Source organism: Kineococcus aridisoli, assembly GCF_050871885.1.
Lineage (GTDB): Bacteria > Actinomycetota > Actinomycetes > Actinomycetales > Kineococcaceae > Kineococcus.
Map to the genome: position 1 here is coordinate 75351 of NZ_JBJLSF010000008.1, position 12306 is coordinate 87656.

The window sequence follows — 12306 nt, forward strand, 5'->3', positions numbered from 1 at the left end:
GACACGTCAGGCGTCGGCGGTCTCGGTCGCGGCGCCGTCGGAGGCGGCGTCGGCCGGGGCCGCGCTCTCCTCCTCGGCGACGACGGGCACCAGCGACAGCTTGCCGCGCGGGTCGATCTCGGCGATCTCGACCTGGACCTTCTGGCCCACCGAGACGACGTCGTCGACGTTGTCGACGCGCTTGCCGCCGGACAGCTTGCGCAGCTGCGAGATGTGCAGCAGGCCGTCCTTGCCGGGCAGCAGCGAGACGAACGCGCCGAAGGTGGTCGTCTTGACGACGGTGCCGAGGTAGCGCTCGCCGACCTCGGGCATCGTCGGGTTGGCGATCGCGTTGACCGCCGCGCGGGCGGCCTCGGCCGAGGGGCCGTCGACCGCGCCGATGAACACCGTGCCGTCGTCCTCGATGGAGATGTCGGCGCCGGTGTCCTCCTGGATCTGGTTGATCATCTTGCCCTTGGGCCCGATGACCTCGCCGATCTTGTCGACGGGGACCTTCACCGTGATGATGCGCGGCGCGGTCGGCGACATCTCGTCCGGGGCGTCGATGGCCTCGGCCATGACGTCGAGGATGTACAGGCGCGCGTCGCGGGCCTGGGTCAGCGCACCGGCCAGCACCGAGGCGGGGATGCCGTCGAGCTTGGTGTCCAGCTGGATGGCGGTGACGAACTCCTTGGTGCCGGCGACCTTGAAGTCCATGTCGCCGAAGGCGTCCTCCGCGCCCAGGATGTCGGTCAGCGCCGCGTAGCGGGTCTCGCCGTCGACGGTGTCGGAGACCAGGCCCATCGCGATGCCCGCCACGGCCGCGCGCAGCGGCACGCCGGCGTTGAGCAGCGACAGCGTCGAGGCGCAGACCGAGCCCATCGAGGTGGAGCCGTTGGAGCCCAGCGCCTCGGAGACCTGGCGGATCGCGTAGGGGAACTCCTCGCGGGCCGGCAGGACCGGGACGAGCGCGCGCTCGGCCAGGGCGCCGTGGCCGATCTCGCGGCGCTTGGGCGAGCCGACGCGGCCGGTCTCACCGGTCGAGTAGGGCGGGAAGTTGTAGTTGTGCATGTAGCGCTTGCGCGTCACCGGGGACAGGGTGTCCAGCTGCTGCTCCATGCGGAGCATGTTCAGCGTGGTGACGCCGAGGATCTGCGTCTCGCCGCGCTCGAACAGCGCCGAGCCGTGCACCCGGGGCAGGACCTCGACCTCGGCGGACAGCGTGCGGATGTCGGCCAGGCCGCGGCCGTCGATGCGGACGCCGTCGGTGAGGATGCGCTGGCGGACCAGCTTCTTCTGCACCGCGCGGTAGGCCGCGGAGACCTCCTTGTCGCGGCCGGCGAAGGTCTCGGCCAGCTTCGCCTTGACCTCGGTCTTGATCTCGTCGATGCGGCTCTCGCGCTCCTGCTTGCCGCCGATGGCCAGCGCGGCGGTGAGGTCGGCCGAGGTGGCCTCGAGCACGGCCTGGAACACGTCGTCCTGGTAGTCCAGGAAGACGGGGAACTCGGCGGTCGGCTTGGCGGCCTTGGCGGCGACCTCGGCCTGGGCCTTGACGAGCTTGGCGATGTGCGGCTTGGCGGCCTCGAGGCCGGCGGCGACGACCTCCTCGGTCGGCGCCTGGGCGCCCTGCTCCTTGACCAGGGCCCAGGAGCCCTCGGTGGCCTCGGCCTCGACCATCATGATCGCGACGTCCTCGGAGCCGTCCGCGGCGGTCACGACGCGGCCGGCGACGACCATGTCGAAGACGGCGCGCTCGATCTCGGAGTAGCGCGGGAAGGCGACCCACTGGCCGTCGATCAGCGCGACGCGCACACCGCCGATCGGGCCGGAGAACGGCAGGCCCGCCAGCTGGGTGGACATCGACGCGGCGTTGATGGCCACGACGTCGTAGGCGTCGTCGGGGTGCAGCGCCATGACGGTGACGACGACCTGGACCTCGTTGCGCAGGCCCTTGACGAAGCTCGGGCGCAGCGGGCGGTCGATGAGGCGGCAGGCCAGGATCGCCTCGGTCGAGGGACGGCCCTCGCGCCGGAAGAACGAGCCGGGGATCTTGCCGGCGGCGTAGCTGCGCTCCTCGACGTCCACCGTCAGCGGGAAGAAGTCGAACTGGTCCTTCGGGGTCTTGCCGGCGGTCGTCGCGCTCAGCAGGAAGGACTCGCCGTCGAGGTAGACGGCGGCGGAGCCGGCGGCCTGCTTGGCCAGGCGGCCGGTCTCGAAGCGGACGGTGCGGGTGCCGAACGAGCCGTTGTCGAGGACGGCTTCGGCGGCGGTGATCTCAGGACCCTCCACGGGTTCCTCCTCCATCGGTGCACGCGGCACCCGCGCGTCCGGGAGGGCGACGCCCTCCCGTCCGGCCTTCGATCGAGGCCCACGGACGTCGTGCGTCCGGAGGCCACTACCGAGGACCGGCACGACGCTGCGCGGTGCCGCTGGGGTGTGGTGCTCGAAGGTGCAGCCGTGCGGCTGCGCCTAGGAGTCTGCCGCGGGTGCGGCTCGGATGCGCAGCAGGGGCGGTCCCGACTCGCCGGGACCGCCCCTGCCGTGCGCCCCTGCCTCGTGCGGGGACGAGGTCAGCGGCGGATGCCCAGCCGCTCGATGATCGAGCGGTAGCGGTTGATGTCCTTCTTGGCCATGTACTTCAGCAGGTTGCGACGCTGACCGACCAGCAGCAGCAGACCACGACGGCTGTGGTGGTCGTGCTGGTGGGTCTTCAGGTGCTCGGTGAGGTCGCGGATGCGCTGGGTGAGCATCGCGACCTGCACCTCGGGCGAGCCGGTGTCGCCCTCGCCGGTCGCGTACTCCGCGATGATCTGCTTCTTGACGTCAGCGCTGAGGGGCACTCGACTCTCCTTGATCACTCGTTGCGCGGTGCCACGGGGCTCGTCCACCCGGGCTCTCTGGATCCGCGGCCGATCGAACGGCAGTGCCAGGTTACCAGCGCGGCGCCGCGCGCCCCGACCGCGCACCCCGGGACGCCCCCGGGAGGGGCCCCGCGCGCCTCACGCGCCCAGCAGCAGCCGGCGGCACTCGGCGACGTCGCGGTCCATCTGCTCCACCAGCGCCGGCACGCCCTCGAAGCGCCGGGTGGGGCGCAGCCGCGCCACGAAGTCCAGCGAGACCCGCTCGCCGTACAGGTCCAGCCCGCCCTCCAGGCCCGGCTGGTCGGCCAGGCAGTGCGCCTCCACCTGCCGGCGCAGGCCGTCGAAGGTGGGGTTGGTGCCGATGGAGACCGCCGCGGCCAGCCGCTGCCCCGAGGGGCGCAGCAGCCAGCCCGCGTAGACGCCGTCCGCCGGGACCATCCCCTCCTCGGAGCCCGTGTCCAGGTTCGCCGTGGGGTAGCCCAGCTCGCGGCCGCGGTGGTCGCCGTGCACGACCGTCGAGGTCACCCGGTGCGGGTGCCCCAGCACGGCCGCCGCCCGCGCCACGTCGCCGGCCGCCACCGCCTCGCGCACGGCCGTGGACGACCAGCGGGGCGCCTGCGCCGCGCCCGGCGCGTCGCCGAGGTCCTCCAGGACGACGACCTCGAAGCCGTGCCGGCGCCCCAGCTCCTGCATCGTCGACAGGTCCCCGGAGTTGCCGGCGCCGAAGCGCACGTCGTGGCCGACCACGACCACCGCGGCGCCCAGCGCCCGCACGAAGACGTCGCGCACGAAGCGCTCGGGGCTCCACGCCGCCAGCTCGCGGGTGAACGGCATGACCAGCACGGCGTCCAGCCCCGTGGCCGCCAGCAGGTCCAGGCGGTGCTCCAGCGCCGTGAGCAGCTGCGGGGCGCGCTCGGGGTGCAGCACCTGCAGCGGGTGCGGGTCGAAGGTCACCGCGACCGCCGCCGCGGAGCGCGCGCGGGCCAGGTCCACCACCCGGCCCAGCACCGCGGCGTGGCCGCGGTGCACCCCGTCGAAGTTGCCGATGGTGACGACCGAGGGGCCGAACCCCGGCTCGACGGCTGTCAGGTCGTTCCACCGCTGCACGCGCAACACTGTGCCAGCAGGTGCCACCGGCCCCTCGCGCGCCCGCCGCACGGGCTGGCTAGCGTCCTTCCCGACACCACAGGACGCGCAGGAGGAAGCACATGAGCGCAGGACCCGTCGACCCCACCACCACGGACGCGTGGGCGTCCCTGGCCGAGCACCGCTCCACCACGCCCCCCGACCTGCGCGGCTGGTTCGCCGCCGACCCGGGCCGCGCCGACGCGCTGGGCTTCGAGGTGGCCGACCTGCACGTCGACCTGTCGAAGAACCTCGTCACCGCGCAGACCGTGCGGCTGCTGCTGGAGCTGGCCGAGCAGACCGGCGTGCTCGCGCGCCGCGACGCCATGTTCGCCGGCGAGCACATCAACGTCACCGAGGACCGCGCCGTCCTGCACACCGCGCTGCGCCGCCCGGCCGGCGCGCAGCCGGCGCTGACCGTCGACGGCCAGGACGTCGACGCCGACGTGCAGCGCGAGCTGGAGAAGGTCCTCGCCTTCGCCGAGGACGTGCGCGCCGGGCGGTGGACGGGCGTCACCGGCAAGCGGATCGCCACGGTCGTCAACATCGGCATCGGCGGCTCCGACCTCGGCCCCGTCATGGCCTACGAGGCGCTCAAGCCGTACGTGCAGGCCGGGCTGGAGTGCCGCTTCGTCTCCAACATCGACCCCACCGACATCGCCGAGACGACCGAGGACCTGGACCCGGAGACGACGCTGTTCATCGTCGCCTCCAAGACCTTCGGCACGCTGGAGACGCTGACCAACGCGCGCCTGGCGCGCACCTGGCTGTGGGAGCGCCTGGCCGCCGCCGGCGCCCTCGCCGACTCCGACGAGGCCCGCCGCGGCGCCGTCGCCAAGCACTTCGTGGCCGTCTCCACCGCGCTGGAGAAGGTCGCCGCCTTCGGCATCGACCCCGACAACGCGTTCGGCTTCTGGGACTGGGTGGGCGGGCGCTACTCCGTCGACTCCGCCATCGGCACCTCGCTGGCGGTGGCCGTGGGCTCCGAGCACTTCCGCGCCTTCCTCGCCGGCTTCCACGCCGTCGACGAGCACTTCCGCACCACCGAGCCGGCGCGCAACGTCCCGCTGCTCATGGGGCTGCTCAACGTCTGGTACGTCAACTTCCTCGACGCCCACACCCACGCCGTCCTGCCCTACGCGCAGCACCTGCACCGCTTCCCGGCCTACCTGCAGCAGCTGACGATGGAGTCCAACGGCAAGTCGGTGCGCTACGACGGCTCCCCCGTCACCACCGCCACCGGCGAGGTGTTCTGGGGCGAGCCGGGCACCAACGGCCAGCACGCCTTCTACCAGCTCATCCACCAGGGCACCCGGGTGGTCCCCAGCGACTTCATCGCCTTCGCCACCCCCGCGCACCCGCTCGTCGACCACGACGGCGGCGAGGCGGACGTGCACGCGCTGTTCATGGCGAACTTCTTCGCCCAGACCAAGGCGCTGGCCTTCGGCAAGACCGCCGAGGAGGTGCGCGCCGAGGGCACCGCCGAGGAGGTCGTGCCCGCCCGGGTCTTCTCCGGCAACCGGCCGACGACCTCGATCATGGCGCCCGCGCTCACCCCGTCGGTGCTCGGTCAGCTCATCGCCCTCTACGAGCACGTCACGTTCGTCGAGGGCGCGGTCTGGGGCATCGACAGCTTCGACCAGTGGGGCGTGGAGCTCGGCAAGAAGCTCGCCCTGGAGATCGCCCCGGCGCTGACCGGCGACACCGGGGCCCTGGAGGCCCAGGACGCCTCGACGGGCTCGCTCATCCGGTACTACCTGGAGCACCGCGCGCGCTGAGGCGCGACCGGCGCGGGGGCTCCCGGTGCGACAGACTGCCCGGGTGCCCCCGCGCCCCCGCCCGGCCCGCCTGCTCGCCGGCCTGCTGCTGACCGGCGGCCTGCTGCTGACGGGCGCCGCGCCCACCGCCGCCGAACCGCCCTCCCGGCTGGCCGGGCAGGTCACCGACAGCGCCGGCGTGCTCTCCCCCGCCGACGAGCGGGCCGTCGAGCAGGCCCTGCGCCGGCTGCAGCAGGACGCGCAGGTGCAGCTGTGGGTCGTCTACGTCGACTCCTTCGACGGCGTGGGCGCGCAGGAGTGGGCCGAGGAGGCCGCCGTCGTCTCCGACCTCGGCGTCGACGACGTCCTGCTCGCCGTGGCGGTGCGGGACCGCGCCTACACCTACTCGGTCGACGAGGCCTTCGCCGTCGACGAGGCGGGCGTGCGGCAGGTCGAGCGCGACACCGAGGAGCGCCTCGCGCAGGACGCGTGGGCCGACGCGGCGGTGGCGGGCGCGGACTCCCTGCGGCGCGAGTTGGACGGCTCCGGCGCGGGGTCCGGCTCCGGGCCGGGTGCGGGCGGGGCGCTCGTCGTCGTGGGCGCCCTGGCGGTGCCGGCCCTCGTCGTCGGCGTCGCCCTCGCCCGCCGCCGCCGCCGGGGCGGCGGGCCGGCCGCGGGGGCGGCTGCGGGGTCCGCCCACGGGGCGGCCGCGGAGTTCACGGGCACCCCGACGCCCGAGCTGCGCCGGCGGGCCGACGCCCTGCTCGTGCAGGCCGACGACGCCGTGCGCGCCAGCGCCGAGGAGCTGCAGTTCGCGGCCGCGGAGTTCGGCGAGGAGCGCACCGCCGGGTTCCGCACCGTCCTGGAGCAGGCGCGCGCCGCGCTGACCTCGGCGTTCGCCGCCCGGCAGTCCCTCGAGGACGCCGTCCCGGAGACCGAGGAGCGCACCCGCGAGGTCCTCGCGCAGGTCGTCACCTCCTGCCGCAGCAGCGGGCAGGCCCTGGCGCAGGCCTCCGAGGACGTCGACGCGCTGCGGGACCTGGTGCGCCGCGCCCCGGAGGTCCTCACCGCCCTCGAGGGGCGGCTGCCGGCCGCGCAGGCCGGGGTGGCGCCCGCCCGGGAGCGGCTGGCGCGGCTGCGGCAGGAGTTCGGTCCGGCCGCCGTCGCGGCCGTCGCCGACGCCCCCGACCAGGCCGCCGACCGCCTGGAGCTGGCCCGGCGCTCGGCGGCGGCGGCTCGCGCGGCGCTGGTGGACGCCAGCCGCTCCGGGGAGGTCGTGGACGCCGTGCGCACGGCGGAGACGGCCCTGGCCCAGGCCGAGCAGCTGCTCGCCTCGCTCGAGCGCACCGGGAGCGACCTGCGCCGCGCCGTCACCGAGCTGCCCGTGGCGACGGCGCGGCTGCGCGCGGCGGCCGAAGCCGCACCGGTGGACGCCGCGGGCGTCCCGGCCGCCGGCCCGAGCGCCGCGCGCGCCGCCGCGCTGGCCGTCCTCGAGCAGGTGCGCGAGCAGGGGGCTGCCGACCCGCTGGGTGCGCTGCACCGCGTCGTCGAGGCCGAGCGCGCCCTCGACGCGGCCCGCGGGGCGCTGGAGGCGGCCGCGGCCGACCGGCGCGCCGCCGCGGCCGCGCTCGAGCAGGCGCTCGTGGCCGCCCGCGCCGAGATCGCGGCGGCCGAGGACTTCGTCTCCGCCCGCCGCGGTGCCGTCGGCGGGGGCGCCCGCACCCGCCTGGCCGAGGCGCAGCGCCACCTGGAGCAGGCCACCGCCCTGGCCGGGCAGGACCCGGCCGCGGCCCTGGAGCACGCCCGCCAGGCCGACGCGCTGGCCGAGCGCGCCAGCGCCGCCGCCCGCGCGGACGTCAGCGCGTGGACCCCGCAGGCGAGCACCCCCGCCGACGACCTCGGCGCCGTGCTCGGCGGCATCCTGCGCGGCGCCGGCGGGCGCCCGGGCTGGGGCGGCGGCTTCGGCGGCGGGTTCGGCGGGGGCTTCGGGGGCGGCGGGTTCGGCGGCGGGTCCGGCGGGGGCTACGAGGCCCCGCGGCGCCGCAGCTCCTCGCGCCGCTCCTCCGGCGGGTCCTTCGGCCGCTCCTCCGGGGGCCGGCGCTCCTCCGGCGGCGGGCGGCGCTCCTCGGGCGGGCGGTTCTGACCTGCCCGCGGCCCCGCCGTCCGGCAGCATCCACCCAGGCACGTCCCAGCAGGGACGGCGCAGACCGCGACAGCCGGGGCACCCGGCGGGGAAGGACACGACGTGGCGGAGAAGCAGAGCATCCTCGGGCGCATCGCCCAGCTGGCACGGGCCAACGTCAACGCGCTCATCGACGCGGCCGAGGACCCCGAGAAGATGCTCGACCAGATGGTGCGCGACTACACCGCCAACATCGCCGACGCGGAGGCGGCCGTCGCGCAGACCATCGGCAACCTGCGGCTGGCCGAGGCCGACCGCGACGACGACGTCGCGGCGGTGCGCGAGTGGGGCGGGAAGGCGCGCGCCGCCTCCGCGAAGGCGGACGCGCTGCGCGCGGAGGGCCGGAGCGCCGAGGCCGACCGCTTCGACGAGCTGGCCAAGGTGGCGCTGAAGCGCCAGATCTCCTTCGAGCAGGAGGTCGCGGCCGCCGCTCCGCAGATCGCCGTGCAGACCGAGGTCGTCGAGCGGCTCAAGAGCGGGCTGGCCTCGATGCGGGACAAGCTCGCCGAGCTGCGCACCAAGCGCGACCAGCTCGTCGCCCGGGCCAAGGCCGCCCAGGCGCAGGCGCAGGTGCAGTCGGCGATCGGCTCCCTCAACGTGCTCGACCCCACCTCCGAGCTGTCCCGCTTCGAGGAGCGGGTGCGCCGGGAGGAGGCCCGCGTCGCGGGCCAGGCCGAGCTGCAGGCCGACTCGATCGAGGCCCAGTTCGCCGACCTGGAGGACGCCGCCACCGACCTGGACGTCGAGGCGCGGCTGGCGGCGCTGAAGTCCGGCTCGGCCTGACCCGGCGGGTGCGGGCGGGAATGCCCGCCGGCGGCGTGGCATTCTCCTGGGCGGCATGGACACGGGACGGGACCTGACGAAGCGGCTCCACATCGACCTGGGGCGCACGGCGAGCGGGGGGTAGCGCGCACCGATCGACCGCCGCCCCCCGTCACCGCTTCCCCAGGAGTCCTCCCGTGTTCTCGGCACTGCGCCGGACGTCGTTCGGCGTCCAGGTCCTCGCGGGCCTCGTCCTCGGCATCGCCCTCGGCGCGCTCGCGCGCTCGATGGGCGGTACCGCCGACGACCCCAACTGGCTGACCACCACCCTCACCACCATCGGCTCGACCTTCGTCACCCTGCTGCGGGCGCTGGTCCCGCCGCTCGTCCTCCTGGCGGTCATCACCTCGATCGCCAACCTGCGCCAGGTCGCGAACGCGGCCCGGCTGGCCTGGCAGACGCTGCTCTGGTTCGCCGTGACCGCGCTCGTCGCCGTCGCGATCGGCACGGCCATCGGCATCGTCACCGACCCGGGGGCGCACTCGTCGGTGTCCGCGGACGCCGCGCAGGCGCCGTCCTCGACGGGCTCCTGGCTGGACTTCCTGCAGGGGGTCGTGCCCGGCAACGTCCTCGGGCTGCAGGCGTCCACCGACGTCAGCACGGGCGCCGACGGGACCACCACGGCGAGCACGTCGCTGTCCTTCAACGTCCTGCAGCTGCTCGTGGTCGCCATCGCCCTGGGCGTGGCGGTCCTCAAGGTCGGCGAGAAGGCGGAACCGTTCCTGGCGGTGGCCCGCTCCGCCCTCGCGGTCGTGCAGACCGTGCTGTGGTGGGTCATCCGGCTGGCCCCGCTGGGCACCGTCGGCCTGCTCGGCAAGGCCGTCGCCAGCTACGGCTGGGACGCGCTGAGCCCGCTGGCCGTCTTCGTCGTCGACGTCTACGCCGGGCTCGCCCTGGTGCTCTTCGTCGTCTACCCGGTGCTGCTGCGCGCGCACGGCCTGGGCGTGCGGGACTTCTTCGCCGGCGTGTGGCCGGCCACCCAGCTCGCCTTCGTCTCCCGCTCCTCCATCGGCACCCTGCCGGTGACGCAGCGGGTCACCGAGGAGATCGGCGTCCCGCGCTCGTACGCCTCCTTCGCGGTGCCGCTGGGCGCGACGACGAAGATGGACGGCTGCGCGGCGATCTACCCGGCGCTGGCGGCGATCTTCGTGGCCGGCTTCTTCGGCGTCGACCTGTCGATCACCGACTACCTGCTCATCGCCTTCGTGTCCGTCGTGGGCTCGGCGGCCACCGCGGGCCTGACCGGCGCCACGGTCATGCTGACCCTGACGCTGTCGACGCTGGGCCTGCCGCTGGCGGGCGTGGGCCTGCTGCTGGCGATCGACCCGATCCTCGACATGGGCCGCACCGCGGTCAACGTCACCGGCCAGGCGCTCGTGCCGACGATCGTCGCCAAGCGCGAGGGCATCCTCGACCTCCAGCGCTACCGGCGCCGGCGTCCCGCCGCCGTGGAGGAGCCCGTCCCCGCCTGAGACCGGCTCGCTCGGCCCGCACGCGCGACGGCCGCCACCCCCGTCCGGGGTGGCGGCCGTCGTGCGTGCGGGGGCCCTCAGCCGGCGGGGGTGAGGACCAGCAGCGGCTTGGCGCCGCGGGCCGTGTCGCCCAGCAGGGCGACGAGGGTGCCGTCGGGGGCGAACGCGGCGACGGTCCCCTCGCGGGCCGAGGCAGCGGTGAACCCGCCGTGGGCGATGGTGCGCACCTCGGCCTCGTCGAGGTCGCGGACGGGGAAGAGGCGCCGGGCGACCTCGGCCAGCGGGAGCACCGACGGCTGGGCCTCGACCTGCTCCAGGGTGCGGGCGTCGTCGAGGCCGAAGGGCCCGGAGCGGGTGCGCCGCAGCGCCGTCAGGTGGCCGCCGACGCCGAGGGCCGCACCCAGGTCGCGGGCCAGGGCGCGCACGTAGGTCCCGCTGGAGACCTCGACCTCGACGTCGAGGTCGACGAAGGGCGCCTGGTCGCGCCGCGCCAGCACGCCGAAGCGGCTGACGGTGACCGGGCGCGCGGGCAGCTCGACGGCCTCGCCGCCGCGCACCCGGGCGTAGGAGCGCTTGCCGTCGACCTTGATGGCGCTCACCGAGCTGGGCACCTGCTGGATCCGCCCGGTCAGGGCCGCGAGGGCGCGGGCGAGGTCCTGCTCGCCGGTCCCGGTCGCGTCGACGGGCTCGCCGAGGGGCTCACCGGCGGCGTCGTCGGTGACGGTGGCCAGCCCCAGCCGCACGGTGGCGGTGTAGGCCTTGTCGTGCGCGACGAGGTGGGTGAGGAACTTGGTGCCGCGGTCGGCCCCCAGCACCAGCACCCCCGTCGCGGCCGGGTCCAGCGTGCCGGCGTGGCCGACCCGCCGGGTGCCCAGCAGCCGCCGGCAGCGGGCGACGACGTCGTGGCTGGTCCAGCCGGAGGGCTTGTCGACGACGAGGATCCCGTCGCCCACCGAGGGTCGGCGCCCGGCGGCCGGGGCCGCCTGCTGCGGGGAGCTCACGCGGTGCCCCCCGCGTCGCCGTGCACGTCGTGGGCGCGCGTGCGCCGCACCGGGCCGTCCTGGGGAACCACGCCGCCACGGTATCCGCCACCGCCGGGCGCCCGGGCGAGCACCCGGGCGCCGGCGGGGTCAGCGGGTGCCGTCGAGGGCGTCCGGCTCGTCGTCCTCGTCGTCCTCGTCCTCGTCCTCGTCGAGGTCGTCGTCCTCGTCGAAGTCGTCGTCGACGGGCTTCTTGTACGGGTCGGCCTCACCGGCGGGCGTGGCGCCGACCGCGAGGGCCGCGACGCGCGCGTCCTGCTCGGCCGCCTTGCTGAGCAGGTCCTCGATCTGGGTGGCCGTCTCGGGGATCTCGTCGGCGGTGAAGGTCAGCGTCGGGGTGAGCCGGATGCCGGTGCGCTTGCCGACCTCGGCGCGCAGGACGCCCTTGGCCGACTCCAGCGCCACCTTGGTGCCGGCCTTCTCCTCGTCGCTGCCGAAGACGGTGTAGTAGAGCGTGGCGTGCTGCAGGTCGTTGGTGACCCGCGCGTCGGTGATGGTGACGAACCCCAGTCGGGGGTCCTTGACGCGCTTCTCGAGCGCGTCGGCCACGACGACCTTGATCCGGTCGGCGAGCTTGCGGGCGCGGGTGGGGTCGGCCACGGGGGCTCCTGTTGCTGCGGTCAGTCGTCCGACGACAGGAACTGCCGCCGGGCGGAGAGGATCTGGAACTCGGGGTGGGCCGCGACGAGGCGCTCGCAGCGGTCGAGCACGTCGCCGCAGCGGGCCGCGTCGGGCGCCACGACGGCGACGGCCACCTCCGCCCGCCGGTGTAGGTCGAGGTGGCCGGTCTCCGCCGCGGCGACGTCGAAGGAGCGTCGCAGCTCCGCGACCAGCGGCCGGACGAGGCTGCGCTTGCCCTTCAGCGAGTGCACGTCGCCCAGCAGGAGGTCGAAGGTGAGCGTTCCGGTGAACATGCGTGAGGGGGTGGCCGCCCGGGGGGCGGGACCCGCGGGCCGCGGCACAGCACCGCGATGACGAGCCCGGTGACCGCCGCGTCCTGGCCGACGACGGCCTTGGCGACCTCCTGGCGCACCGCGCGCAGCGCCTGCCGCGCCTGCTCCACGGCCT

General features: G+C 75.2%; 10 protein-coding genes and 1 pseudogene. 4 read left to right on the top strand and 7 right to left on the bottom strand.

The window, feature by feature from the left end:
* Positions 1-6: 6 nt before the first annotated feature.
* From ACRYM2_RS04135 to ACRYM2_RS04145, 3 genes are all read right to left on the bottom strand, one after another.
* Positions 7-2268 carry a polyribonucleotide nucleotidyltransferase gene (locus ACRYM2_RS04135; protein ID WP_432520081.1) on the bottom strand — a complete coding sequence of 754 codons (2262 nt, stop codon included), beginning with the start codon at positions 2266-2268 and terminating at the stop codon, positions 7-9.
* Between the two features lie 281 nt (positions 2269-2549).
* Positions 2550-2819 carry a 30S ribosomal protein S15 gene (gene rpsO, locus ACRYM2_RS04140; protein ID WP_166614887.1) on the bottom strand — a complete coding sequence of 90 codons (270 nt, stop codon included), beginning with the start codon at positions 2817-2819 and terminating at the stop codon, positions 2550-2552.
* A 159-nt stretch (positions 2820-2978) separates the two neighbouring features.
* The gene (locus ACRYM2_RS04145; RefSeq protein ID WP_432520082.1) at positions 2979-3947 is read right to left on the bottom strand and encodes a bifunctional riboflavin kinase/FAD synthetase; all 969 of its coding nucleotides are present in this window, start codon (positions 3945-3947) and stop codon (positions 2979-2981) included.
* A gap of 101 nt (positions 3948-4048) precedes the next feature.
* On the opposite strand from ACRYM2_RS04145, the gene pgi reads away from it, so the two are divergent.
* From pgi to ACRYM2_RS04165, 4 genes are all read left to right on the top strand, one after another.
* Positions 4049-5743, top strand: coding sequence for a glucose-6-phosphate isomerase (gene pgi, locus ACRYM2_RS04150; RefSeq protein WP_432520083.1), 1695 nt, complete (start codon positions 4049-4051; stop codon positions 5741-5743).
* 43 nt (positions 5744-5786) lie between these two features.
* Positions 5787-7865, top strand: a complete 2079-nt coding sequence (locus ACRYM2_RS04155; RefSeq protein WP_432520084.1) for a TPM domain-containing protein — start codon at positions 5787-5789, stop codon at positions 7863-7865.
* A 102-nt stretch (positions 7866-7967) separates the two neighbouring features.
* Positions 7968-8687 carry a PspA/IM30 family protein gene (locus ACRYM2_RS04160; protein ID WP_432520085.1) on the top strand — a complete coding sequence of 240 codons (720 nt, stop codon included), beginning with the start codon at positions 7968-7970 and terminating at the stop codon, positions 8685-8687.
* Between the two features lie 176 nt (positions 8688-8863).
* Positions 8864-10198: a dicarboxylate/amino acid:cation symporter gene (locus tag ACRYM2_RS04165; RefSeq protein ID WP_432520086.1), complete on the top strand. Its 1335-nt coding sequence runs from the start codon at positions 8864-8866 to the stop codon at positions 10196-10198.
* Between the two features lie 77 nt (positions 10199-10275).
* Here ACRYM2_RS04165 and truB read toward each other — a convergent pair whose 3' ends face one another.
* The 4 genes and pseudogenes from truB to ACRYM2_RS04185 all read right to left on the bottom strand — a co-directional run.
* Complete coding sequence (gene truB / locus ACRYM2_RS04170) at positions 10276-11199, bottom strand: tRNA pseudouridine(55) synthase TruB (RefSeq protein WP_432520087.1); 924 nt, start codon at positions 11197-11199, stop codon at positions 10276-10278.
* A 129-nt stretch (positions 11200-11328) separates the two neighbouring features.
* Positions 11329-11838 (bottom strand): 30S ribosome-binding factor RbfA, encoded by a 510-nt coding sequence (gene rbfA / locus ACRYM2_RS04175; protein WP_432520088.1) that lies wholly within the window; start codon positions 11836-11838, stop codon positions 11329-11331.
* 20 nt (positions 11839-11858) lie between these two features.
* Positions 11859-12152, bottom strand: coding sequence for a DUF503 domain-containing protein (locus ACRYM2_RS04180; RefSeq protein ID WP_166617298.1), 294 nt, complete (start codon positions 12150-12152; stop codon positions 11859-11861).
* Between the two features lie 38 nt (positions 12153-12190).
* Positions 12191-12301, bottom strand: a pseudogene (locus ACRYM2_RS04185) (AAA family ATPase); the annotation flags it as partial.
* Positions 12302-12306 lie beyond the last annotated feature (5 nt).

Excerpts from the sequence above, each read along its gene's own strand:
- pgi (WP_432520083.1), top strand. The coding sequence starts at position 4,049 with ATGAGCGCAGGACCCGTCGACCCCACCACCACGGACGCGTGGGCGTCC.
- ACRYM2_RS04180 (WP_166617298.1), bottom strand. The coding sequence starts at position 12,152 with ATGTTCACCGGAACGCTCACCTTCGACCTCCTGCTGGGCGACGTGCAC.